Source organism: Caballeronia sp. ATUFL_F1_KS4A, assembly GCF_023630905.1.
GTDB classification, from domain to species: Bacteria; Pseudomonadota; Gammaproteobacteria; order Burkholderiales; family Burkholderiaceae; genus Caballeronia; species Caballeronia zhejiangensis.
In genome coordinates this window covers 98,387-122,330 of record NZ_JALQEB010000039.1, presented here as the reverse complement: position 1 = coordinate 122,330, position 23,944 = coordinate 98,387, and the positions used below count along the sequence as shown (strand labels likewise).

Here is a 23,944-nt window from a genome sequence, read left to right as displayed (position 1 = left end):
TTCCGCGCTAGAACGATTTGGATACCTGCACGTAGACGCGCGGCACCTTGTCGTCGCCGGTGGTGTCGGCGCGGGTCGTGCGCCAGGCTACGCTCGCATCCACGGTGATGCCGTACGGCCCGCTCCAGAACGCGCCGAGACCCACGCCGCTGCGCGTCACGGTGTTCGCGCCCTGTCCGGGAATCGAGCGCGCGTTGTAGCGGCCCACGCCGATATCGAAAAACGTCGACAGCGTGAGCGACGGAATCACCGCATAGCGAAGCTGGGCCGTGGCGATCAGCCCTTCATCGACGACGGATTCCGACGGCGAATACGCGCGCACCGCACGCGGCCCGCCGAGCGTGATGCGCGACGAGCTGTCGAGGTTCTGGTTCGCCCATTGCCCCGACACGCCGATGAAAAAGCTCGTATTGCGCGTGATCGCGTTCAGGCGATTGGCCTGCATCGTGAGGCGCACGCTGTTGCCTTGCGTGTTGCGCCCGAACGGTCCCTGATCGATGGCCTCGGCGAGCGCCGAATCGATGTTCAGATGCGCGAACGCCAGTTGCACGTCCGCGCTGTTGAAGCCGCCGCCGAGAAAGCTGTCGCGGCTCTCGTACGACAGCCCGACGCTCGCCACATACAGCTTCTGCGGATTGTCGAAGTTGACGCTGTCGATCTTGTCGGTGAGCGAGCGGTATTCGAGCGCGCCGCGCAACAGCAGGTTCTGGCTGCGCGAGCGGATCAGCGGATGCGACACCGACGCGGTGACGACATCCGCATCGCCATGCGCGTTCAGCGAGGAGAACTGCTCGCCGAGGTAGTAATACAGATGCGAATACGCGATGCCGACGCGCGTGCCGCTCGCATCGACAGGCGCGTCGTAGCCGATGCGTCCGTAGACGGTATCGGCGCGCTCGGCCGCGAGCAGGTTGATGTCGAGGTTGTCGCCGATGCCGAACGGCGACGCGAGCCGTCCCACCGCGCCGAGCCGCCAGCGCCCGGCGGGCGCCGCGCCGTAGTCGTCGACGGAAACCGCGAAGTTCCAGCGGCGCGTCGGCTCGACCGTCACGTTCAGATCGACGGTGCCGGGCGCGCTGCCCGTTTCCAGCGCCGAGCTCACGCGAATGCCGGGCAGGTCCGACAGCAGGAGCATCGTGCGTTCGAGTTCGTTTTGCCGCAGCGGCTTGCCGGGCTCGATCGCGGCGAGCCGCGCGCGCACCATCGATTCCTTGACGGGCGCGCCGGGCGCCATCGTCAGCCGCACGCGGCCGATCTTGCCTTCGAGCACGGTGAACGTGACGTCGCCGTTCGTCACGTCCTGCGGCGGAATCACGACCTGCGCGAGCGGATAGCCGCGCTCGCGATACGCCTGCGCGATCTTCGTGCTCATGGCGTTCAGATCGTTGATCGACACTTCCTGGCCGATCCTGTCGGAAACGAGCGCGAGCAGCGTGTCCGAGGGCAGCGTTTCGTTGCCCGCGAAACGAATGCTCTTCAGCGTGAACTTCTTGCCGTCCGGCACTTCCGGCGCGGCGGCCGGCGGCGCGGGCAGCGCGCTCGAACCGCCCGGCGGCGGCGCGGACGTCGACGGACGCGGCTGCTCGTTGAGCAGCGTGCCCGCGCTCGGCACTTGCGCCGTGCCCGGCATCGGCACCTGCTGCGCCCACGCGGAGAACGCGCTTGCACAGACGATGCCGACGCCCGCCGCACGCGCTTTCGAACGTGAGGAAAAGCATGGGGATTTCGTGGCTTGGTTCACTTCTGCAATCCTCACCGGTGATCGGAAAACGTCTTTCAGCGCGCGACCGAGAGCCGCCAGTTGCCCATCAGATCGAAAGGCGCCCAGTAGAACGGATGAGCGAACTTGCCGTCGGCGAGCACGGCTAGCTGCGCGTCGCGCATCGCGTCGATGGCTTCCTCGCCCTTCGTGAGCGCGCCGTAGAACGTGCGCATGGTGAGCGCGGTCGATTCGTCCGAAACGGGCCACATCGACACGAGCAATGCCGACGCGCCCGCATAGAAGAACGCCCGCGTGAAGCCCATGATTTCGTCGCCGCGCTCGATGCGCCCGAGCGCCGTCTCGCACGCCGACAACGTGACGAGCGCGACGGAATCGAACTTCAGGTTGTAGATGTCCTGCGCGAGCATCGGGTCGGGGCCGTCGGCGGGCTGTTTCGCGGGCGCGAGCAGCACGCGCGAATGCAGCGGATCGATGGTGTCGGCTTGCGCATGCGTCGCCACATGCACGATGCGGCCCTCGGGCGCGTTGTCGCTGAAGGTCTTGCGCGTGACGTCGCCTTGCAGAAAGGTCTCGCGCTGCGCGAAGAGCGGTCCGATCGCGCGGACTTCGGCTTCCGCGCCGGGCAGATCGAATTCCGGCGAGATGCGCGGATTGCCGAACGCGACGAGATTGCTCGCGATGCGCTGCTGCCGCCGCACGAGCTGCACCGCGATGCTCGCCGATGGCGCGAGCGCAAGCGCATGCCGCTGGATCAGAAACCCTTGCGCGTTCCTCAGCGCCTGAAACGGCATGTAATGCAGCGAGCCGTTCGGCACGATGACGATCCGTTCGTTCGGCCGCAAGCCGAGCGGCTGAATCAGGAGCGCATCGAGCTTCGCGCCGTAGGTCAGCGCCTGCGGACGTCCGCGGATGATCGACGTGCGGAAATCGCCGACGGCGAGCGTCATGTCCTTTCGCGGAACCGGCAGCGTGAAGCCCTGAATGCCGTCGCGGCGCACGACCCACGCGATCAGCTTGTCGGGCAGGCCGTGATATTCGACGATCGCCTCGCCGGGATTCAGCGCGCTCGTCACGTCGTCGAGCGAGAGCGCGCGGCCGTTCAGTTGCGTTTCATCGACGTTCGTCGCGAGCCGGTTGCGCACGACATCGAGCAGCGCGCGACTGCGGCTTCTCTCGGAAAGCGCCCACGCCTGCTTGTAGTCGCCGTCCTCGACGACGATCGCGATCGTTTCCTCGAAGACCGTCTGCGTATCGGAGAACAGGCCGGTCTTGAACTCGTCGCTGCGAAAGCGCGCGCGGATCGTTTCCGAATCGTCGAGCGCGGCGAGCCAGGCTTCGCGCGCCTTGCCGCGGTCGCCGAGCGCGAGATACGCGCGGCCCATGCCCTCGTGCGCCCACAGGTTGTCGTAGCTCGCGTCCGAGCCGCCTTTTGTGGCGCTTGCGGAAAACGCTTCGAGCGCCGCCTGCGGCTTGTGCTCCGCGAGCAGCAGATTGCCTTCGATGCGCCTGCGCAACGGCGCAAGCAACGTGTCCTTCACGCCGGACGTTTCTTCGAACGTGGCGCGCGCGCCCGCCGCGTCGCCGGTCGCGATCTGCGCGTTGGTGATCGAGAGGAGCACCATCGGCCGGTAGCGCGCCGACGCCGTCGCGAGCGCCGCGCGATATTCCTCGAGCGCCGCCGACGGATCGCCGCGCCGCGCCGCGATATCGCCGAGGATCTTGTGCGCGGGCGCGAGCACCTGCTCCGGATTCTTCCCGCCCGCCGCGATGGCTTCCTTCGCGTAGCGTTCGGCATCGTCGAGATCGCCCGCATAGCTGTACGCGATGGCGAGATCGCGCCGCGACAGCGCGGCGAGATGGGCGTTGTCCGTCTCCCGCGCGACGACGAGCGCCCGCGACGCCGCCTCGATGCTCTCGCGGAAATCGCCGCGCTCGGCCGCCGCCACCGACATGCTGCAATACGCGTAGCCGTCGAGCTTCACCTGATCCCGCGCGAGCAGGAGCCGCCCTTCCTGCGACAGCGTCGCGATGGTTTCCGCGTCGCGCACGCGGGCTTCGGCCTGACGCGCGGCCGGCGTGAGCGCCTGATCCGCCGTGGCCGCATGCGCCTTCTGCGCCGTCTGCGCGCAGACGTTAAGCATTGCAAAGAGCGCGAGCCCCGCGCATGTCCGCCCGATCGGTTTCACGAACGCCCTCCTCGATGACCGCCGCTTCGCACTGGCGCTACCGGCGAAGCGCCAGCGCGGTGCCCTCACTAGACGAAACACCGCGAGCGATTTGAAAAGCGCGGCGTTTTCGTTCGTCTGTTGTGGTGTCCGAAGCCACTTGCGAAGTCACACGATCCGATGATGGAGAACCCGCGTCCGCGTCTTTGCGCACTGCTCTTTTGCGCGCTCGCGGCGAGCGCCTGCAAGTCGCCGCCGCCGCCGCCCGCGCCGACGGTCGTGCGTATCAGCGTGAGCGCGCTGGATGGCGCGAATCCCGATCACGCGGGCCGCCCGTCGCCGGTCGTCGTGCGCGTGTACGAGCTGAAGACGACGGCCGCCTTCGACAGCGCCGACTTCTTCACGCTCTACGGCAAAGACCAGGCGACGCTCGGCGGCGATCTCAACGCGAAGAACGAATACGTGCTGCGGCCCGGCGACAGCCGCAGCGTCGAGCAGACGGTGCAGCCCGGCACGAAGTTCGTCGCGGTCGTGGCGGCGTATCGCGACATCGAGCGATCGCGCTGGCGGGCGAGCGCGCCGGTGCCGCCGAACCAGACGACGCTGATGAACGTGCGTATCGACGCCGCCGACGTATCGATCGCCGCGCAGCCCGCGCCGCCGCCATCGGGCAAGAAGAAGTGACAGCGCGCGCCGGTTTGCAAATCCGCCGCGCTGAATCGTTCTTTCAGCATCGAGCCCAAGCCCATACGAGGCACCATGACCTGGCACCAACGCATGATCTGGTCCGAGGGCCTGTTCCTCGAACCCCAGCACTTCCAGCAGCACGACCGCTTCATCGAGCATCTCGTGCGCTCGCACGCGCGCGCGACCGAGGCGTGGTCGTGGGGCTGGGCCGCCGTGATGCTCGACGAAATCGCGCTCGGGCTCGGCAAGATCGCGCTTGCGTCGGCGTTCGGCGTGCTGCCCGACGGCACCGCGTTCTCCTTTCCCGACGACTTCCCCGCGCCGCCGCCGCTCGACATTCCCGCCGGCACGCGCGACGAGCTCGTGTTGCTCGCGCTGCCGCTCGCGCGCGCGGGCGCAAAGGAATTCGACGCCGATGGCGCTGCCGATGGCCGCATCGACGGATTGCGCTTTCGCACGACGGATACTTCCGTCGCCGATATAACGACGAGCACGGACCGCGTCGCGCAGATTCGCGTCGGCGCGCCGAACGTGCGGCTCATGCTCGCGCGCGACGCGACCGACGCCTTCGCGACCATCGGGCTTGCGCGCGTGCTGGAACGGCGCGCCGACAACCGCGTCGTGCTCGATCCCGGCTACATCCCGCCGATGCTCCACGCGCACGCCGACCCGCGTCTCTTCGGCTATGCGCAGGAACTCGCCGGCCTCGTGCATCAACATGCGGACCGCCTGGCGAGCCGCCTCGCGAATCCGGGGCGCGGCGGCGTCGCGGAGATCGCCGATTTTCTGCTGCTGCAAACGCTCAATCGCTTCGAGCCGCAGTACGCGCATCTGTTGCAGGTGCCGCTGCTGCATCCCGAACGCCTGTATCAGACGACGCTCGCGCTCGCCGGCGATCTCGCCGCGTTCGACGAGCGCCGCCGCGTGCTCGCGTATCCGCCGTATCGCCATGACGATGTCGCGACGTCGTTCGAGCCGCTCATGCGCGACGTGCGGCAACTGATCGGCATCGTGCGCGAACCCGACGCCGTCGCGATCGAGCTGCAAAGCCGCAAGCCCGGCGTGCGCGTCGCGCTCATCAACGATCTGGAGCTCGTGAAGAGCGCCGGCTTCGTGCTCGCCGCGAACGCGCAGATGCCGGGCGAAGCGCTGCGCACGCGCTTTCCGACGCAGGTGAAGATCGCGCCCGCTGAAAAGCTGCGCGATCTCGTCAATCTCGCGCTGCCGGGCATCGGCCTGCGCGCGATGCCGGTCGCGCCGCGGCAGATTCCGTTTCACGCGGGCTTTTCCTATTTCGAGCTGGATCGCGGCGGCGAGCTGTGGAAGGAGCTGGAGCAGACCGGCAACCTGGCGATGTACATCGCTGGCGAGTTTCCGGCGCTCGAACTCGAATTCTGGGCGATCCGTCATTGAGCGAGGTCATCGACGAACATGACGAACGACGACGATCCCTTCGCCGGATTCGAATCCGATCAGACGATGATCAAGCCCAACCCCGGCGCGCGGCGGCGCCGCGCGGGCGGCGGAAGCACGCAGGGACCGTTCTCGGCGAGCGGCGCGGCGGCCTCCGGGCAGCGCGCGTTCGACGCCGCCTTCGCGACGGGCGGCGCGGTGAATCCGCTGGTCGCCGCGTGCGCGCCGCTGTTGCAGCTCGCCGCGCGCATCCGCACGATGAGCGCGTGCGCCGATCCCGCCGCGCTGCGCGACGCGCTCGCCGCGGGCGTGCGCCGCTTCGAGGACGAGGCGCGCACCAACGGCATCCCGGCGGAACAGGTGACGGCGGCGCGCTACATCGTCTGCACGATGCTCGACGAAGCCGCGTCGGGCACGCCGTGGGGCGCGGGCGTCTGGGCGCGGCAAAGCCTGCTCGTGACGTTTCACAACGAGGCGTGGGGCGGCGAGAAGGTCTTTCAACTGCTCGCGCGGCTCGCGCAGAAGCCCGCGCAACATCTGCATCTGCTGGAACTGGCGAGCATGGTGCTCGCGCTCGGCTTCGAGGGACGTTACCGCGTGGCGGCGCAAGGCCGGCAGACGCTCGACGCGTTCCGCGCGCGGCTGTATCAACTGATCCGCAAGGAGCGCGGCGAACCGGAGCGCGCGCTGTCGCCGCACTGGCAAGGCGTGCCGACGGCGCGGCGGCGCACGACCGACGTGCTGCCGGTTTGGGTCGTCGGCGCGTTCGCGCTGCTCGTGCTCGCGCTGGCGTGGCTCGCGATGAGCTTCCAGCTCGGACGCCTCTCCGATCCCGCGTTCGGCACGCTCGCCTCGATCCGCGCGGGTGCGCAGCGTCCTCTCGTCGTGACGCAGGCGGCGAAACCCCGTCTCGCGGAATTCCTCGCGCAGGAAATCCGCGATGGCCTCGTCGCCGTCGATGACCGCGTCGACCGTTCAGTCGTCACGCTGCACGGCGACAACGTCTTCAAACCCGGCAGCGCCGAAGTGTCGGGGCAGACGCGGCCGCTCATCGAACGGATCGCGGCGGCGCTGAAGGCGGTGCCCGGCAACGTGCTCGTGACGGGCCACACCGACGACCGGCCGATCCGCTCGGCGCGCTTTCCTTCGAACTGGGAGCTGTCGCAGGAACGCGCGGCGAACGTGCGCGACCTGCTCGCGGCGACAATCGCGCCTTCGCGTCTCAAAGCGGAAGGCAAGGGCGACGCCGATCCCGTCGCGCCGAACGATTCGCCCGCCGGCCGCGCGCGCAACCGGCGCGTCGAAGTGACGCTGTTCGCGAAGCCCGGGTCCTGAAATGAAAAAAATCCTCTCGATCCTGTTTCATCCGGTGCTGCTGCTGATCGTCGGGCTGCTGCTCGTTGCGGCTGCGATCTGGATCGCCGGGCCGCTCCTGTCGTTCGCGCACAGCTATCCGCTCGAATCGGCGATGTCGCGTTACATCGCGATCGGCTGCGTCGTGCTGCTCTTCGTGCTGCGGCGGCTCTGGGCCGCGTGGCGCGCGCGGCGCACGCAGGCGGCGCTGTCGGCGGGACTCGCCGCGCAGAGCGAAAGTCCGCGCCGCGAGGCTGCCGCACCGAGCGCCGGCGAAGCGGAAGTCGCGACGCTCGGCAAGCGTTTCGACGAAGCGCTCGCCGTGCTGCGCGAGGCGCGCATTACCGCGTCCGGCAGAAAACCCGGCTGGCGCGACTGGGTCACGCTGTCGGGCCGGCAATATCTGTATCAATTGCCGTGGTACATGTTCATCGGCGCGCCGGGCGCGGGCAAAACCACGGCGCTGGTGCATTCGGGGCTGCGCTTTCCGCTCGCCGAGCGCTTCGGCACCGACAAGATTCGCGGCGTCGGCGGCACGCGCAATTGCGACTGGTGGTTCACCGACGACGCCGTGCTCATCGACACGGCCGGGCGCTACACGACCCACGAAAGCGACCGCGACGCCGACCAGACCGCGTGGCAAGGCTTCCTCGCGCTCCTGAAAAAGACGCGCCCGCGCCAGCCGATCAACGGCGTGCTGCTGACGCTCGCCGTCCCCGATCTGCTCGCCGCGACGCCCGCGAGCACCGACGAAACCGCATCGACCTTGCGCGCGCGCATGCGCGAACTGATGCAGGCGTTCGGCACGCGCTTTCCGGTCTACGTGCTCGTCACCAAGACGGATCTGCTCGCGGGCTTCACGGAGTTTTTCGCGGATATGTCGAAGGAAGAGCGCGCGCAGGTGTTCGGCTTCACGTTTGCCTACGAGCCGAAACGCACGCTCACGCAGGCCGCATTCGGCGAACGGATCGATGCCGAGCTGGACGCGCTCGAAGCGCGGCTCGTCGCGCGTCTGCCTGAGCGCCTGAACGCGGAAAGCGGACTCGCGCAACGCGCCGCGATCATGAGTTTTCCGCAGCAGTTCGCCGCGTTGAAGCCGCTCGTCGCCGATGCGCTGCGCGCGACCTTCGTCCAGTCGAAACACGACGATGCACCGCTTTTGCGCGGCGTCTATTTCACGAGCGGCACGCAGGAAGGCACGCCGATCGATCGCGTGCTCGGCTCGCTCGCGCGCGCGTTCGGCATCGAGCGGGGCGTGCAGCCGCCGCGTCCGTCGAGCGGGCGCAGCTTCTTTCTGGAGCGGCTTCTGACGCAGGTCGTGTTCGCCGAACAGGGACTCGCCGGATCGAATCTGCAATGGGCGCGCAAGCGGCATCTGTGGCGGCTCGGCGCGTATGCGGTCATCGCGGCCGTAACGGCTGGCGTGCTCGGACTCTGGGGCACGAGCTATGTGCGCAATCGCAGCTATGTCGCGAACGTCGATCACACCGCGCGCGCGGCGAAGGAAGCCGTGGCGGGGACATCGGCGGCGGGCACGAATCTCGTCGCGCTGCTGCCGTTGCTGTCGGCGGTGCGCGGCCTCGCATCGACGCCTCAGGTCGATGCCGCGCATCCGCCGATCGCGATGCAATGGGGCCTCTGGCAAGGCGCGAAACTCGACGCCGCCGCGACGCTCGCGTACGAGCGCCTTCTGACCGATCTGTTCCTGCCGAAGCTCGCGGCGCGCATCGAGGAACAGGCGCGCGGCGCGACGCCCGCGAATCCCGGCTACGCGTACGAAGCGCTCAAGGCGTATCTGATGCTGAATCAGCCCGATCATCAGGATGCCGATGCGCTCAAGGCGTGGATTCTCACCGACTGGGACCGCTCGCTGCCGCGCGAGGTCGGCAACGAGGAGCGCGCGGCGCTCGCCGGGCATCTCGATGCGTTGCTGGCGCGCGGCCTCGTGCATCCGAATCTGCCGTTCGACGAGCGTCTCGTCGCGCATCTGCGCGCCATGCTCGCCGCCAACACGCTCGCGCAGCGCGTGTACGGGCGCGTGAAGCAGCAAGGCGTCGGCACGGATTATCCGGAGTTCACGATCGCGCACGCGGGCGGGCCGAACGCGTCGCTCGTGTTCACGCGTTCGAGCGGCGCGCCGCTCACGCGCGGCGTGGCGGGGCTTTATTCGTTCGACGGCTATCACAAGGCGTTCCTGAAAGCCGTCGATGAAACCGCCGCCCAGCTCGCCGCCGAAGAGCCGTGGGTGCTCGGCATCCGCGATCAGGGCGGCCTGCCGCGCGGCGATCCGGCGGCGATGCAGCGCATCACCGAGGACGTGCGGCTGCTCTATCTTCAGGATTACGCGCGGATCTGGACCGAGTTCCTGAACGATGTCCGCATCGTGCGCGCCGACACGCTGTCGCAATCGACGCAGATCGCGCGCATTCTCTCCGCGCCCGATTCGCCGCTCGCCGCGCTCGCGAAGGCGGCGGCGCGCGAAACGACGCTCGGCGCGAAGCCCGAAAGCGAAACGACCGTCGTCGATCGCGCGGGCGACAAGCTCGGCGCGGCGCGCGAAAAGCTGCTGAAGGTGATTCGCGGGGCCGATCCGACGCAGATCGCGCCGGTCGCGCCGGGCGCTCAACTGGAAAGCATCGTCGATGACCGGTTCACCGGCCTGCGCGCGCTCGTGACGAGCCCGGGCGCGGGGCAGCCCGCGCCGATCGCGCAGACGCTCGCCGTCATCAACGATGTCTACACGTATCTCAGCGCCACCGACGAAGCCCTGCAGCAGAAGACCGCGCCGCCGCCATCGGACGCGCCGGCGAAGCTGCGCACGCAGGCCGCGCGCATGCCCGAGCCGATCCGCACCGCGCTGCTCGATCTCGGCAGCCAGGGCGCGGCGCAGTCGCAGGAGGCGCGGCGCGTGAATCTGTCGGCGGACCTGAAGGAGTCGATCTCGGCGTTCTGCGTTCGCGCGGTCGGCGGGCGTTATCCGTTCAGCCCGAATTCCGCGCGCGACGTGCTGCCTGAAGACTTCGGCACGCTGTTCGCGCCGGGCGGCAAGTTCGACGATTTCTTCCAGAAGAACCTCGCGCCCGACGTCGATGTTTCCGCGAAGCCGTGGGCGTTCAAGAAGTCGGATTCGTCGGCGTCGCAGATCAGTCCGGCCGGTCTGGCGCAGTTCGAGCGCGCCGCGACGATCCGCGGCGTGTTCTTCCGCGGCGGCGGCAAGTCGCCCGCGCTCGCGCTGCAGTTCAAGCCGCTCGACATGGACCCGTCGATCCTCTCCTTCACGCTCGACGTCGACGGGCAAGTGCTCACCTACGCGCACGGCCCGCAGATCGCGACCGCGATTCAGTGGCCCGGCACGCGCGGCTCGGGACGCGTGAGCCTGCAACTCACGCCGCCGCCGACGAGCGGCGCGAGCAATCTGGTGTTCGAGGGGCCGTGGGCGCTGTTTCGCATGTTCGACCGGCTCGACGTGCAGCCGACCGATCAGCCGGAGCGCTTCATCGTCACGTTCGATGTCGAAGGGCGCAAGACGCGCTTCGAAGTGACGGCGAACAGCGTGGAGAATCCGTTCCGGCTCGCCGATCTGCGCAAGTTCTCCTGTCCGGAGCGGCTATGAACGACGCGCTCGGCGGCACGCTCGCGGACGACGGCGCGGCGATCGCAGGCTGGTACGGCAAGCTGCCGTCGCTCGGCGATTTCGCGGCGCGGCGGCTGTCGGACGCGTTCGTCGCGCCGTGGGACGCATGGCTCGCCGAGCGCGTCGGCGAAACGCAGCTCGCGCTCGGCGACGCGTGGCTCTCGATCTATCTGACGTGCCCGGTGTGGCGCTTTTTCGCGATGCCCGGCGCCATCGCGCCGACGCTGGGCGCATGCTGGACGGGCGTGGTGATGGCGTCGGTGGACCGCGTCGGGCGGCATTTTCCGTTGACGATCGCGGCGTCGCTGCAGGCGGCGCCATCGACGGGCGGCGAAGTCGCCGCGCTCTGGCAATGGCTTTCGGCGATCGAAAATGTCGCGCTCGCCGCGCTCGATTTCGATCACAGCATCGAGCGGCTCGACGAACAGCTCGCCGCGCTGCCGGTGCCGCAGCCGGTGAACGCCGGCACGCGCGCCGCCATGCTCGACGAACCGTGGATCGCGCAATCGGCCGCGACGTTGCCCGATTCACTCGCGCGCACGCTCGCGCCGCTCTGGCAAACCGAGATCCAACGGATGAGCCTGTGGACCGCCGCGCAGACGGCGCCCGCTTCCGACGAGCCCGACGATCGCGACGATCGCGCGCCGCGCCCGATCACGATCTGGCCGGCGTACGGCCTGCCCGACACGGCGCTTTTCATCACCCTGCTGCGGGACTGCGGATCATGAATGCGACGGGCAGGCTACCGGAAGAAGGCGGCGGCACGACCGGCAACGCCGGCAAGACCGAAACCAATCCGGGCGACGCGGGCGACGACAAGACGGTGATCGTCAGCGGCGCGCGCGTGCGTCGGTCCGACGTGGCGGGCGCGGGCGCGCCTTCATCGACGTCCGACGCGCCGCCCGCGCACAGCATCCTGCCGCCCGGCACGCGGCTCGGCGAGTTCGAGATCGTGCGGCTCATCGGCGAGGGCGGCTTCGGCATCGTCTATCTGGCCTTCGATACTTCGCTCGACCGCTACGTCGCGGTGAAGGAATACATGCCGGCGGCGCTCGCCTCGCGCGTCGGCGTGACGCAGGTTCAGGTCAAGTCCGGCCGCTACCAGCCGATGTTCCGCGCCGGTCTCAAGAGCTTCATCAACGACGAGGCGCGGCTGCTCGCGCGCTTCGATCATCAGTCGCTCGTGAAGGTGTACCGCTTCTGGGAGGCCAACGGCACCGCCTACATGGCGATGCCCTACTACAAGGGCGTGACGCTCAAGGAAACGCTCCGGGCGATGAAAAAGCCGCCCGACGAAGCCTGGCTGCGCGCGCTGCTCACGCCGCTCATCGACGCGCTCGCCGTGCTGCACGCGTCCGACTGTTTTCATCGCGATATCGCGCCGGACAACATCATCCTGCTGGAGGAAAGCCATCGGCCGGTGCTGCTCGATTTCGGCGCGGCGCGGCGCGTGATCGGCGACATGACGCAGGCGCTCACGGTGATTCTCAAGCCGGGCTACGCGCCGATCGAACAGTACGCCGAAGTGCCGTCGATGCGGCAAGGACCGTGGACCGATCACTACGCGCTCGCCGCGCTCGTGTATTTCGCGATCACCGGGCGAACGCCGCCGCCTTCGGTCGGGCGCGTGGTCAAGGACAGTTATCAGCCGCTCGCGAAACTGGCGGCGGGCCGTTACTCCGACCGATTCCTGAAGGCGATCGATCATGCGCTCGCGGTTGCGCCCGCGCATCGGCCGCAGACCGACCGGCAGTTCGCCGCCGAGCTCGGCATTTCGCTCGACGACGCGCCCGCGCCGCGCACGGCGAAAAGCGCGGCGCGCAGGCGTATCGGCTGGGCGGCCGGCGCCGCGTGTCTGCTCGGCGCGGCGGCGACGCTCGGATGGTTCGTGCCGCGCTTCACGTCGCATCATGCGCCTTCGGCCGAGCGCGTCGCTGCTTCGGCGGTCGTCCCGGCTTCGGCGCCTGCGCCGGAGGTCGCGCCCGAAGCGCCGCCGCCTCCGCCGCCCGCCGCGCTGCCGCCTTTCACGCCCGATGGCGAATTCGCGCGCATCGTTTCGCTCGCCGATCCGTCGTTCGATGTCAAGGTGGACGTGCCCGTCGCGCGCGCCGTCGTCGACCGCGACTTGTTGCGCTTCGCGATCACGAGCAATCGCGACGGCTATGTGTATGTTTTCGTCGTCGATCCGGCGAATCAATATCTGCAACTGTTTCCGAACGCGCTCGATAGCGACAATCGCATCGGCAGGAAGAAGCGTCTCGTGCTGCCGCGTCCGAGCTGGCCGATGCAGGCGGGCGAGCCCGTCGGCGCGAATCATTTCGTCGCGATCGTTTCCGCCGCGCCGCGCGAGTTCCCGGCGCTCAGTCTCGCGCACGACGCCGTCTTCGCCAGTCTCTCCCCCGAGGCGCAGAACGCGGCGGCTGCGCAGCGGACGCTCAGCGCATCGCCGTTCGCGGGCGTGCCGGCGTGCGGCGGCAACGCGCCGTCGTGTCCCGTCGCGTATGGCGCGGCGACCTTCAAAATCGATGTCGTCCGTTCGTCTAAATAGAGAAATTCGAAGCGAAAGCGAAGCGCTTCGGCCGCGAGACGAGGGCACCATGGCATCACGAACGAGCGGCGTCGCCGCGCAGCCGGGCATCGCGCCGGGCGCTTCATCCGGAACGGCGCATCCGCTCGCCGCCTTCGCCGCCCTTGCGTTGACCGCGGCCACGCTCGCCGGATGCGCGGGCGCGCCGCCCTCGCCCGCCGTGCGCGCCGATGAGGCCGCGCCGCCCTCCGCGCCAGGCGACGACGCGCGCATGGTCAGCGCGACCGGCGCGGAGCCGGGCATCGCGAATCCGTCGCCGGCGAGTCCGTCGGCGTCGGTCGGCATGAACGCCACGCCTTTCGCGACGAAGAACGCACTCTATACGCCCGTCGCCTTCGCGAGCCTGCCCGGCTGGGCGACCGACAACGTCGCCGAATCCTGGGACGCGTTCCGGCGCAGTTGCGGCGTGCTGAGCGGCAAGCCGGCGTGGGCGGCGCCCTGCGCGGCCTCGCGCGGCGTGGATACGCGCAACGCCGCCGCGGTGCGCCGCTTCTTCGAGGAAAACTTCACGGTCTATCAGATCCTCAATGTCGACAGAAGCGCGCGCGGCGTCCTGACCGGCTATTACGAGCCGATCCTGAAGGGCAGCCGCGAGCGCCGCGCGCCGTATGTCTATCCGGTCTACGGCGTGCCGACCGACATGCTGTTCCTCGACGCCCGCCGCCTGCCGCCCGGCGCGCGCGGCACGCCGGTTCCGGCGCGCATCGAAGGACGCAACGTCGTTCCGCTGTCGACCGTATCGATGAGCGGCAAGACGTACACGCTGCGCGTCGGCGACAGCGTGCCGGACATCCGCGACAAGAAGCTGCGGCTGCGCCGCGAAGGCGCGGATATCGTGCCCTACTACGCGCGCGCCGATATCGAGCGCGGCATGAGCCGCGCGCCCGTGCTCGCCTATGTGGAAGACCCCGCGATGCTCTACTCTATGCAATTACAGGGCGCGGGAAAGATCGTGCTGCCCGACGGCAAGAGCGTCATCCGTCTCGCCTATGCGGAACAGAACGGCTTCGCGTTCAATCCGCCCGTCGCGAGCGCGGGAAGCAAGGGTCGCAAGATTCTGGTGCGCGGCGTGGAGATCGATCTGGAAGAAGGCAGCGTGAGCACGCAGAACGCAAAAAACGATGTCGGCGGCGCGGCTTCCGACGATGTGCCTCAGTCCTCGCTCCTGCGCGGCGCTCAGGACGCGGACGCGGACGGCGCATCGCCCGCCGTGCATGGCGACGCCGACGGTCCGCCGCAATCGCCGCTTCTGCGCGGCTTCACGCTCGCGAAGAGCGCCGCCGTTCCCGCCGCGCGTCCGGCGCGGGTGAGCGCGCCGGACGCGCCATCCGACCGCGCCACGGACAAGACCGCGACGCCATCGCTCGCGAAGAGCGCGCCGATCGGCTATGCCTTCGCGGCATCGGACCCGAGCTACGTCTTTTTCCGCACGATCCCCGATTCGCCCGCCGGACCCATCGGCGCATTGGGCGTGCCGCTTTCCGCCGGGCGCTCGGCCGCGATCGATCCGCGCACGACGCCGCTCGGCGCGCCCGTCTTCGTCAACGCGAGCGAAGGCGGGCCGGCGGGGGCATCCATCACGCGCCTGCTCATGGCGCAGGACGCGGGCGGCGCGATTCGCGGGGCCGTGCGCGCCGATTATTTCTTCGGCACCGGACCGCAGGCCCAGCAGCAGGCGAGCCGCATGAAGCAGCCGACGCAAATGTGGGTGCTCTTGCCGAAGGGCTTGCGCATCTCCGCGAAGGAGACCGGCGTGCGCGTGCGCGGCGGGCCCGCGATGCCGAGCGCGGATTGCGTCGTCAGCGATCCCGACCTGTGCGTCGACGATACGCAATGACGGAACCTATCGGGGAAGCGCATGAGGTTTCTCGTCGCCGATGACCACGAACTGATCCGCCAGGCCGTCAAGGCGCTTTTGCGCGGCATCGATCCGGACGCGCAGTTCGACGAAGCCGACAACTGGGAGACGCTCGCCGCCGCCGCGCGTCCGGAAGCGAATCACGATCTCGCGATCGTCGATCTGCACATGTCGGGCATGGAAAGCGCGGCGTCGCTCTCGGCGCTGCTGAAGGCGAATCCGGCGCTGCCGCTCGTGGTGCTGTCGGCGGAAGAATCCGTCGACGAGATGCGCGCGGTGCTCGCCGCGGGCGCGCTCGGCTTCGTGCCCAAGCGCGAGCCCGCCAACGTGATGGTCAAGGCGATCGAGCTCGTGCTGTCCGGCGGCGCGTATGTGCCGATCGAGGCGCTGAGCCTGATCGATCCGTCGCCGTCGCGGCTCGCGCGCCAGAGCGCCGCCGAACGTCCGCGCCCGATGACGAACACGGCGGCGCCCGCGCTCGCGCCGCATCATCTGCATCTGATGGAAAACCTGTCGCCGCGTCAGCGCGAAATCATGCGGCTCGTGCATCGCGGCTGCACGAACAAGATGATCGCGCGCGAATTGCAGGTCGCCGAAGGCACGGTCAAGGTTCATCTCTCCGTGATTTTTCGTGCGCTCGGCGTGCACAACCGTTCTTCGGCGATCGCGCTCATCAACGGCTGGCTGCAAGGCGGGCGCACGCTCTGAGCGGCGCGCCGCGCTCAGGCCGCTTCGTCCTGTCCGCGCGGCTGAAGCAGCATGTCGAGCGTGCGGCGCAGGCGCGTCGGCGTAACGGGCTTGTGCAGGACCGGCAAACCGGCGGCGACGAGCGCCGCGAGGCCGGGCGACGCCATGTCGCCCGTAATCACCACGCTCGCCGGCTCGCCGTGGCCGCGCCGCCGCAACGCCTCGCGCACGGCCTGAAGCACTTCCGCGCCGGTCTCGTGGCGGTCGATCTGGTAATCGCACAGCAGCACGTCCGGCACGAAGCCCTCGGAAATGGCGCGCACCGCCGCCAGCTCGTCGCGACAGCCGCGCACGCTGCATCCCCAGCGCGTGAGCAAGGCGCTGAGCGCATCGAGATTCGCGGGATCGTCGTCGACGCACAGCACATGGCGTCCTTCGATGCATCCGATGACCGGCAGCGGCGCGCACAGACTCGACGTAACGAGATTCGCATCGCCGAAGCGCACGGGCACGCGGATCGTCGTGCCGCGTCCCGGCTCCGAGCGCAGCGTCGGCTCGCCGCCGAGCAGCCGCGTCAGACGGCGCACCGTCGCGAGACCGAGGCCGTGTCCCTCGCGCGCGCCGTGATGCGCGAGCGGCGCCTGATAGAAGTCCTCGAAGACGAGCGCGTGTTCGTCGGGCGCGATGCCGATGCCCGAATCGCGCACTTCGATATGACCTTGCTCCGGATCGCCGCCGTGACGCACGCCGATCCATATCGAGCCGCGCTCGGTGTAGCGCACGGCGTTCGACACGAGATTGCCGATCACGCGTTCGAGCAACACCGGATCGGTGAAGGCGACGCTCGACGTCGGCGCGATGCGCAACGCCAGCCCCTTCGCGGCGGCGGCGGGCCGGAACTGCCGCTCGATGCGCGCGAGCAGCTCCGACATCAGGAAATGCTGCGGAATCACCTGCGTGACGCCGCTTTCGATGCGCGCGAGGTCGAGCACCTGATTGAAGAGCTGATTCAGCGCGTCGACGTTGGCGATGATGTGCTGCGCGGAGTCATCGCGCTCCTGCGCGCTCGCGCGGCCGTCGGTGAGTGCCTGCGCGAGCAGGCCGATCGCGTGAAGCGGCTGGCGCAGATCGTGACTGGCGGCCGCGAAAAAACGCGTCTTCGCAAGGCTCGCTTCCTCGATCACGCTTTTCTGCAGCGCGATGGTTTGCGCGAGCCGCTCCTGCTCGACGCGCGCCTTCACGATGCCGCGAAAAAGACGCCGATACTGCGAGCCGAAAAGATGGATCGCGACGACGAACACGGCAAGCACGACGCCCAATCCGAAACGGCCATCGGCGGGCTGCATCAGGCTCGCAATCGTGACGGGCAGAAGCAGCGTCAGCACCGCGCCCGACAGGTTGCGCACGCTCAATCCGTTCGAACCGTAGGCAAGCGCGGCCAGCGTGACGAGCAGAACGGCCTGCGCGGCGACCGATCCGGCGGATTCGTTCTGGAACGCGAAACAGATCGCGATGCCCGGCGCCGCGTGAAGCAGCACGTTTCGCAGCGCATGCAGGCCGATCCATCGACGCGCGCCGAAACGAAGCGGATCGTGACGCCGCCAGGCCCAAAGACCGATCGCGAGACCATTCGCGCCCGCGTGGAAGAGCACGCAGCCGAAGACGAGCCATCCGGCGGGCGGGCGTGACAGCAATGCCGGATAGAAGAGCGCGATCGCGCAGCAATGCGCGACGAAGGATGCGGGGTCCGCCGCGTAGAGCGCACTGGCGACGTCCTCGTCGGTCTCGCCGTGCTCACGATCGCCTTGCATCTGTCATCCCCTTGCTGCGTTGATCCGCCCGGTTTACCCGAAAGTTCTAGTCGACGGATATGACTAACTTCATATTGGTCGTTTAATAGGAGAAAACCATACTCATCACGTTGCCACCGATTTGAGGGGATTGACAACGTGGAGACCTTGACAATGAATCCCGTCCAGGAGACGGGTGCGCCCTCGATGCTCACCGACCTTTGGCGCCGGCGCACGCATCTGTCGCAGGACGAAATGGTTTCGATCTACAACCTCGTGAAAGGCGCGTTGCGCGGCTATCATCCGCCCGAGCTGCAATCGCTCAAGGAGGACAAGGAAGAACTCGTCGCGCAGTTCATCTACGCGAAAGTGCTGCGGCTCGAACCGGGCCACGGCGAATCGCACGCGAGCGAGCACAGCGCGCCGTCGAGCGGCTACGCCGTATGCACGTATTTCAGGCGCTTTCTGATCGATTGTCTGCGCAGCGCGAGCAATCAGCGCGATGTGTCGATGGAACTCGACGGCGTCGCCGCGCAGATAGACGAGCACGCGCACGCGCCCGACGATCCCGTCGCCTCGGTGCTGATGCAGTACGGCCTCGACGAAGCGCGCGTGCGGCGTCTCGCGCGCGCGTTCATCGACGGCCTGGACCGGTACGAGCAACTGGTTCTCGCGGGCACGCTCGGATGGTGCTCGGAGGACAAAGGCGGCCTGTTCGCGCTCGCGACGCGGCATCACATCCCTTCGTACCACTATCGGGCCGTGAGGCTCGGCGTGACGCTCAAGAAGTCGGCGCAAAGCGCGGATTTCGCCGCGACGAAGATCGGCAGATGGATCGGCGGCACGCTCGGCATCGCGATCAGCGCCGACAATCAGGCCGCGATTCTGCTCGTGCTCAATCTGCTCGCGGTCGAGTCGGCGGGCTGAGTGTCAGCGATTGCCGGTCAGCGCGAACTCCGTGGTCTTCACGGCTTGCGCGAGATAGTCGACGAACGAAGCGATGCGCGCGGAGATCGCCGTGTTGCGATAGTAGACGGCGCTGATCGGCTGCCGCACTTCCTGCGTATGACGCGCGAGAATCTGCACGAGCCGCCCTTCGCGCCGGTCGCGCAGCGTCATGAAGTCCGACAGGCACACGATGCCCGCACTCTCCAGCGCGAGATGCCGCAGCGTCTCGCCGCTCGACGAAGCGATGCTCGGCTTGATGCGATACGGCTCGTCATCGCGCCCCGCGAGCGGCCAGACGTTGAGCGATTCCGGCTGCGTGAAGCCGAGCAGCGCGTGATTGGCGAGCTCGTCGACGCGCTTCGGATGCCCGTGCGTTTCCAGATAATGCGGCGTCGCCAGCACGCGAATGCGGCTGCTGCCGATCGGACGGCTATGCAGCGTCGAATCCTTCAGCTTGCCGATGCGGATCGCGACATCGGTGCGGCGTTCCAGCAGATCGATCACGCCTTCGTTGCTGTTCAGCTCCAGCTCCACATGCGGATAGCGCTCGCGATAACCCGCGACGAGCGGCACGATGACATGCAGCATGAAGGGCGTCGCGGCATCGACGCGCAACAGGCCCGACGGCCGTTCGCGGCGTGCGGCGACCTGCTCTTCGGCGCTCTCCACCGCGTCGATGATCTCGCGCGCATGCTGCAGGAAGCTCCTGCCCTCTTCCGTCAGTTCGAGGCGGCGCGTGGTCCTGCGCAGGAGCGTCGTCTGCAGTTTCTCTTCGAGGCGGCCGAGCGTGCGGCTCGCGCCCGAAACCGTCTGATCCAGTTGCTCCGCAGCCGCCGTGATGGAGCCTGTATCGACGACCGTCGCGAAGGTCTGAAGCTCGTCGAGCGTGACTTTCATAATTGAGTTTTTTTCAAGGATGGCTCCTTTATAAACCCGTCCTTTTGCAAAAGTAAAGCCGCCATTCGATCTCGGTTAGGCTCTTTCGGCCAAAGCGTCGTTCGCAGAAGACGTGCGGCTTGCCGATCGATCGCCGAGACACTAAGACATACTGAGCGAGTGCTTGCGGCGTCACGATGGAAAGGAAGGTGCATCATGAGCAAGAACATCATTTTCTGCGCGGATGGAACCTGGAACGGTCCCGACACCGATCACGACAACGACGGCACGCCGGATCCCACGAACGTATTCAAGGCGTTCATGCTGCTGTCCGGCGAACCGGACCCCGCGTCCACGCTGCTCGCCTCCGAACAGGAAATCGCCGAACCGGGGCCGGACGGACAGGTCGCGAAATATCTGCATGGCGTCGGCGATTCGCGCAACGTCATCGCGAAACTCGTGGGCGGCGCATTCGGCGATGGCATCATCGCGCGCATCGTGCGGGGCTATACGTTCATATCGCGTCACTACCGGCCGGGCGACCGCATCATCCTGATGGGCTTCAGCCGCGGCGCGTACACGGCGCGCGCGCTCGGCGGAATGATCGCGAGCGTCGGCGTGCTCGACACGAGCCGTTACGACGTGAACGACAAGGCGCTCGCGTATCGCATGGGCATACTCGCGTGGCGCAAGTATCGCGAGGCGAGACCGCCGGTGCGCAACGCGGGCGGACTGCGGGGGCTGCTCGAAAAGATCGTCAATTTCGATCCGACGCTCGCGTTAGCGAGACTGCAGCCGGATGACACGCTGCCCGTCGATGAAATTCGCGCCATCGGCGTCTGGGATACGGTCGGCGCGCTCGGCATTCCGATTTATCTCGACAGCAAGGATTCGACGGTCGATCTGTTCCGCTTCGCCGATACCGCGCTCAGCCCGAAGGTCAAGTTCGGCATTCACGCGATCAGTCTCGACGAGCAGCGCGGCGATTTCACGCCGACGCTGTGGGATTCACGCGAGGGCATCACGCAGGTGCTGTTCGCGGGCGCTCACGCGGATGTCGGCGGCGGCTATCCGAATGCCGAATCGGGGCTTTCGGATATCGCCTGCGAATGGATGCTGAAGCGCCTCGCCGATCCGGCCATCGGCATGCGTCTGAAGACGCCGCCCTGGTCCCTGCAGCCGGATTTTCTCGGCAAGTCGCATTCGCCGTGGACGGAGCCGCCCTTCTCGCTGCGTCCATTCGGGCCGCGCGGCCCGTTCGCGTTTCCGCAGGACATTGGCGCGCATGTGTCGGTCGCGCAGCGTTTGGGCCTCGTGATGGTGGCGGGCAAGCCGGTGCCGGTTCCGAACACGTACTCGCCCGCCGTGCTCGGCACGCTCTTCCCGGCGCACACCAACTGGATCACGACCTGAAAACGTTGCGGGCCCGGGACTTTCGTTCCCGGCCCCGCTTCCTACGCCACTTCGCTAGTGCCACTTCGCGCTCTTATGGCGATTTCGGCCAATGACGTCCCACAGCTTGCGCGCCTCTTTCTGCACCGATTTCGCGTGTTCCTCGTGGTGAGGCTCCGCGTCCCCGGGAGCAGCCGTCGCGCCGCGTTTCGGGCGCTTGAACATATCGGCGAATCTCATCGCAACCTCCTTTCGCGGCAGGCACACCGCAAAAACAGTCTACTCCGGCTGGCGCGAAACGGCTTCTCAAGCCGCCGACGCGATGCCGCGCGGCTGCGTCAGCATCGCGGGCTGCAGGATTTCGTCGAGTTGCAACGGGCTCAACAGCCCTTTTTCGATGACGATCTGCGCCACGCTCTTGCCGGACACGAGCGCTTCCTTCGCGACTTCCGTCGAATGCGTGTAGCCGATATACGGATTGAGCGCCGTCACGATGCCGATCGAGCTTTCGAGGATCGCGCGCAAGCGGTCGCGATTCGCGCTGATGCCGTCGACGCATTTCGACGCGAGCGTGAGGCATCCCGCGCGCAAATGCGCGATGCTCTTGAAGAGACTGTGCGCGATGATCGGCTCGAACGCATTGAGCTGAAGCTGGCCCGCCTCGGCGGCGAAGCTCACGGTCACATCGTTGCCGATGACTTCGAACGCGATCTGATTGACAACTTCCGGAATCACCGGATTCACCTTGCCCGGCATGATGCTCGACCCGGCCTGCACCGGCGGCAGGTTGATTTCGCCGAGTCCCGCGCGCGGTCCGCTCGACAGCAGACGAAGATCGTTGCAGGTCTTCGAGAGCTTGACCGCGACGCGCTTCAGCACACCGGAAAGCTGCACGAATGCGCCGACGTCCTGCGTCGCTTCGACGAGATTCGGCGATGTCGTCAGCGTGATGCCGGTCACGTCGCTCAAATGCCTGCACGCGAGCTGCGCGTAGCGCGGATGCGTGTTGATGCCCGTGCCGATCGCGGTGGCGCCGAGATTGATTTCGCAGATCAGTTTCGCCGCTTCCTTCAAGCGCGCTTCGTCCTCGCCGAGCATCACGGCGAAGGTGCTGAACTCCTGGCCGAGCGTCATCGGCACCGCGTCCTGAAGCTGCGTGCGGCCCATTTTCAGATCGTCGCGGAACTCGAGCGCCTTGCGTTCGAACGATCCGCGCAGCACGCCCATCGCTTCGATCAGTTGCATGATGCCCGCGTACGTGGCGATCTTCAGTGCGGTCGGATAGACGTCGTTGGTGCTCTGGCCGAGGTTCACGTCCTCGTTCGGGTGCAACACGCCGTATTCGCCGCGTCGATGCCCGAGATGTTCGAGCGCGAGATTGGCGATGACTTCGTTCGCGTTCATGTTCGTCGACGTGCCCGCGCCGCCCTGAATCACATCGACGACGAAATGCTCGTGCGCCGTGCCCGAGCGCACTTGCCTGCATGCGTGCACGATGGCCTGCATTTTCACTTCGCTCAGCACGCCGAGTTCGTGGTTGGCGAGCGCGGCCGCCTCCTTCACGCTCGCCAGTGCATCGACGAGATTCGGGTAAGCGGAAATGGCGATGCCGGTGATCGGAAAGTTCTGCAGCGCGCGCAGCGTGTGCACGCCGTAGTACGCGTTGGCGGGCACGGCGAGATCGCCGAGCAGATCGTGTTCGATACGTTCGATGGGCGCGAGCATGAATTTCCGTCCTGACTTGGGATGACGCACGAACGATCGGTCATAACCGGCGCGCGCGCTCGGGAATGGCAGGCGCATCGAAGTCGATGCGCCGCTTTCTTGTGTCAGGTTGGAATCTTAGGGAAGGCAGAAAAAACGTGAATGCTACTGTCGCATACGGCTATGCAACTTTTGCATGACGTCCAGACCCGCGTTGGTCAGTTGGTTGGACGCAGGTAGGTGAGCAACATGTCGAGATGCATCTCCGCGATCGCGTGCTGACGTTCGGGCTCGGCGTAATTGCGGCCGGTGAACATGTCGATGGTGAAGCGGTTCGACACGATGTAATAGCCCATGCCGACGAGCGTCACGTAAAAATCGAGCGGATCGACGCCCTGACGAAAGTGTCCGGCGGCGGCGCCACGTTCGAGCGTCGCGCGCAGCAGATCGACCACTGGCGAGATGGTCTCGCGCAAATGGCTCGAACGCTCCAGATAACGGCCTTCGTGCAGATTCTCGTTGTTGATGAGACTCAGCCACTGAGGGTTTTCCCGCAGATGCGTCCAGATCGAATGAGCCAGTTCGCGGACCGCTTCCGCTGGTTGCAGGCCGGACAGATTGAGGCCTTGCTCGCGTTGCGAAAACTGCATGTACATCGCTTCGAGCACGGCGACGTAGAGCCCTTCCTTGCTCGCGAAGTAGTAGTAGAGCATGCGCTCGTTCGTGCCCGCGGCCGTGGCGATGGCGTCGACTCTCGCGCCCGCGAGGCCGAACTTCGTGAATTGCTCCGTGGCGGCCTCCAGAATGCGCCGCCGCGTCCCCTCGGGGTCTCGTTTTGTTCGTTGTTCGCTCATATCTTTGCGGCTACGGATCGAATTACGATTGTCATTTTGATAGATGACATTATGCCGACCGTAATGGGCCAGAGCATAGATCCGAGTATAAGTAATCTTGCCGCCTTGACGACGAAAAAATGAAACGCTAGCGATATCGTCGAATCGATGAGAAACCATAGGAAACCGTCAGTCCAGCTTGACTCTCGCCGCGGCAGGCGGCCGCCTCCCTGCGCCGCAATGCAGAAAACGGTCCGGCGCAAGATGCTTGCGGTAAAGCGTCGCATGCATCCA

16 protein-coding genes are annotated in these 23,944 nt (G+C 67.1%); 10 read left to right on the top strand and 6 right to left on the bottom strand.

The features are described 5' to 3' along the window. Positions 1 to 7: 7 nt before the first annotated feature. On the bottom strand, positions 8 to 1,741 hold the full coding sequence (locus NCS03_RS26065; RefSeq protein ID WP_250530097.1) for a ShlB/FhaC/HecB family hemolysin secretion/activation protein: 1,734 nt from the start codon (positions 1,739 to 1,741) through the stop codon (positions 8 to 10). A 35-nt stretch (positions 1,742 to 1,776) separates the two neighbouring features. Next, complete coding sequence (locus NCS03_RS26060) at positions 1,777 to 3,909, bottom strand: CHAT domain-containing protein (protein WP_250530096.1); 2,133 nt, start codon at positions 3,907 to 3,909, stop codon at positions 1,777 to 1,779. A 162-nt stretch (positions 3,910 to 4,071) separates the two neighbouring features. Here NCS03_RS26060 and tssJ point away from each other — a divergent pair, with 162 nt between their 5' ends. The 8 genes from tssJ (at position 4,072) to NCS03_RS26020 (ending at position 16,128) form a co-directional block, all read left to right on the top strand. Beyond that, positions 4,072 to 4,572, top strand: a complete 501-nt coding sequence (gene tssJ, locus NCS03_RS26055) for a type VI secretion system lipoprotein TssJ (RefSeq protein ID WP_250522466.1) — start codon at positions 4,072 to 4,074, stop codon at positions 4,570 to 4,572. 75 nt (positions 4,573 to 4,647) lie between these two features. Next, on the top strand, positions 4,648 to 5,988 hold the full coding sequence (gene tssK, locus NCS03_RS26050; RefSeq protein WP_008346440.1) for a type VI secretion system baseplate subunit TssK: 1,341 nt from the start codon (positions 4,648 to 4,650) through the stop codon (positions 5,986 to 5,988). Positions 5,989 to 6,006: 18 nt separating this feature from the next. Next, positions 6,007 to 7,323, top strand: a complete 1,317-nt coding sequence (locus NCS03_RS26045; RefSeq protein ID WP_250530095.1) for a DotU family type VI secretion system protein — start codon at positions 6,007 to 6,009, stop codon at positions 7,321 to 7,323. A gap of 1 nt (position 7,324) precedes the next feature. Then, positions 7,325 to 10,954: a type VI secretion system membrane subunit TssM gene (gene tssM, locus NCS03_RS26040; RefSeq protein ID WP_250530094.1), complete on the top strand. Its 3,630-nt coding sequence runs from the start codon at positions 7,325 to 7,327 to the stop codon at positions 10,952 to 10,954. Further along, positions 10,951 to 11,703: a type VI secretion system-associated protein TagF gene (gene tagF / locus NCS03_RS26035; RefSeq protein ID WP_250530093.1), complete on the top strand. Its 753-nt coding sequence runs from the start codon at positions 10,951 to 10,953 to the stop codon at positions 11,701 to 11,703. The genes tssM and tagF overlap by 4 nt, the downstream gene beginning before the upstream one ends. Continuing rightward, positions 11,700 to 13,523: a serine/threonine protein kinase gene (locus NCS03_RS26030; protein ID WP_250530092.1), complete on the top strand. Its 1,824-nt coding sequence runs from the start codon at positions 11,700 to 11,702 to the stop codon at positions 13,521 to 13,523. Before tagF ends, NCS03_RS26030 begins: the two co-directional genes overlap by 4 nt. A gap of 49 nt (positions 13,524 to 13,572) precedes the next feature. Continuing rightward, positions 13,573 to 15,399 (top strand): MltA domain-containing protein, encoded by a 1,827-nt coding sequence (locus NCS03_RS26025; RefSeq protein ID WP_250530091.1) that lies wholly within the window; start codon positions 13,573 to 13,575, stop codon positions 15,397 to 15,399. Positions 15,400 to 15,420: 21 nt separating this feature from the next. Beyond that, the gene (locus NCS03_RS26020) at positions 15,421 to 16,128 is read left to right on the top strand and encodes a response regulator transcription factor (protein WP_008346429.1); all 708 of its coding nucleotides are present in this window, start codon (positions 15,421 to 15,423) and stop codon (positions 16,126 to 16,128) included. Between the two features lie 14 nt (positions 16,129 to 16,142). Here NCS03_RS26020 and NCS03_RS26015 read toward each other — a convergent pair whose 3' ends face one another. After that, positions 16,143 to 17,918 (bottom strand): ATP-binding response regulator, encoded by a 1,776-nt coding sequence (locus NCS03_RS26015; RefSeq protein ID WP_250530090.1) that lies wholly within the window; start codon positions 17,916 to 17,918, stop codon positions 16,143 to 16,145. A gap of 153 nt (positions 17,919 to 18,071) precedes the next feature. On the opposite strand from NCS03_RS26015, the gene NCS03_RS26010 reads away from it, so the two are divergent. Continuing rightward, positions 18,072 to 18,824: a hypothetical protein gene (locus tag NCS03_RS26010; protein ID WP_008346426.1), complete on the top strand. Its 753-nt coding sequence runs from the start codon at positions 18,072 to 18,074 to the stop codon at positions 18,822 to 18,824. A 3-nt stretch (positions 18,825 to 18,827) separates the two neighbouring features. Here NCS03_RS26010 and NCS03_RS26005 read toward each other — a convergent pair whose 3' ends face one another. Next, on the bottom strand, positions 18,828 to 19,742 hold the full coding sequence (locus NCS03_RS26005) for a LysR family transcriptional regulator (RefSeq protein WP_175980210.1): 915 nt from the start codon (positions 19,740 to 19,742) through the stop codon (positions 18,828 to 18,830). A 195-nt stretch (positions 19,743 to 19,937) separates the two neighbouring features. On the opposite strand from NCS03_RS26005, the gene NCS03_RS26000 reads away from it, so the two are divergent. Then, entirely contained in the window at positions 19,938 to 21,134 is a 1,197-nt protein-coding gene (locus NCS03_RS26000) for a T6SS phospholipase effector Tle1-like catalytic domain-containing protein (RefSeq protein WP_250530089.1), read from the top strand. A 285-nt stretch (positions 21,135 to 21,419) separates the two neighbouring features. Here NCS03_RS26000 and aspA read toward each other — a convergent pair whose 3' ends face one another. Further along, a complete protein-coding gene (aspA, locus tag NCS03_RS25995; RefSeq protein WP_250530088.1) occupies positions 21,420 to 22,838 on the bottom strand; it encodes an aspartate ammonia-lyase in 1,419 nt (472 codons plus the stop codon). Positions 22,839 to 23,035: 197 nt separating this feature from the next. Beyond that, positions 23,036 to 23,671, bottom strand: a complete 636-nt coding sequence (locus NCS03_RS25990; protein WP_008346417.1) for a TetR/AcrR family transcriptional regulator — start codon at positions 23,669 to 23,671, stop codon at positions 23,036 to 23,038. Positions 23,672 to 23,944: the final 273 nt, after the last annotated feature.

Bases quoted from the DNA above. Each gene is read 5' to 3' on its own strand.
- tssJ (WP_250522466.1), top strand. From the start codon at position 4,072: ATGGAGAACCCGCGTCCGCGTCTTTGCGCACTGCTCTTTTGCGCGCTC.
- tssK (WP_008346440.1), top strand. From the start codon at position 4,648: ATGACCTGGCACCAACGCATGATCTGGTCCGAGGGCCTGTTCCTCGAA.
- NCS03_RS26045 (WP_250530095.1), top strand. From the start codon at position 6,007: ATGACGAACGACGACGATCCCTTCGCCGGATTCGAATCCGATCAGACG.
- tssM (WP_250530094.1), top strand. From the start codon at position 7,325: ATGAAAAAAATCCTCTCGATCCTGTTTCATCCGGTGCTGCTGCTGATC.
- tagF (WP_250530093.1), top strand. From the start codon at position 10,951: ATGAACGACGCGCTCGGCGGCACGCTCGCGGACGACGGCGCGGCGATC.
- NCS03_RS26030 (WP_250530092.1), top strand. From the start codon at position 11,700: ATGAATGCGACGGGCAGGCTACCGGAAGAAGGCGGCGGCACGACCGGC.
- NCS03_RS26025 (WP_250530091.1), top strand. From the start codon at position 13,573: ATGGCATCACGAACGAGCGGCGTCGCCGCGCAGCCGGGCATCGCGCCG.
- NCS03_RS26020 (WP_008346429.1), top strand. From the start codon at position 15,421: ATGAGGTTTCTCGTCGCCGATGACCACGAACTGATCCGCCAGGCCGTC.
- NCS03_RS26015 (WP_250530090.1), bottom strand. From the start codon at position 17,918: ATGCAAGGCGATCGTGAGCACGGCGAGACCGACGAGGACGTCGCCAGT.
- NCS03_RS26010 (WP_008346426.1), top strand. From the start codon at position 18,072: ATGAATCCCGTCCAGGAGACGGGTGCGCCCTCGATGCTCACCGACCTT.
- NCS03_RS26005 (WP_175980210.1), bottom strand. From the start codon at position 19,742: ATGAAAGTCACGCTCGACGAGCTTCAGACCTTCGCGACGGTCGTCGAT.
- NCS03_RS26000 (WP_250530089.1), top strand. From the start codon at position 19,938: ATGAGCAAGAACATCATTTTCTGCGCGGATGGAACCTGGAACGGTCCC.
- aspA (WP_250530088.1), bottom strand. From the start codon at position 22,838: ATGCTCGCGCCCATCGAACGTATCGAACACGATCTGCTCGGCGATCTC.
- NCS03_RS25990 (WP_008346417.1), bottom strand. From the start codon at position 23,671: ATGAGCGAACAACGAACAAAACGAGACCCCGAGGGGACGCGGCGGCGC.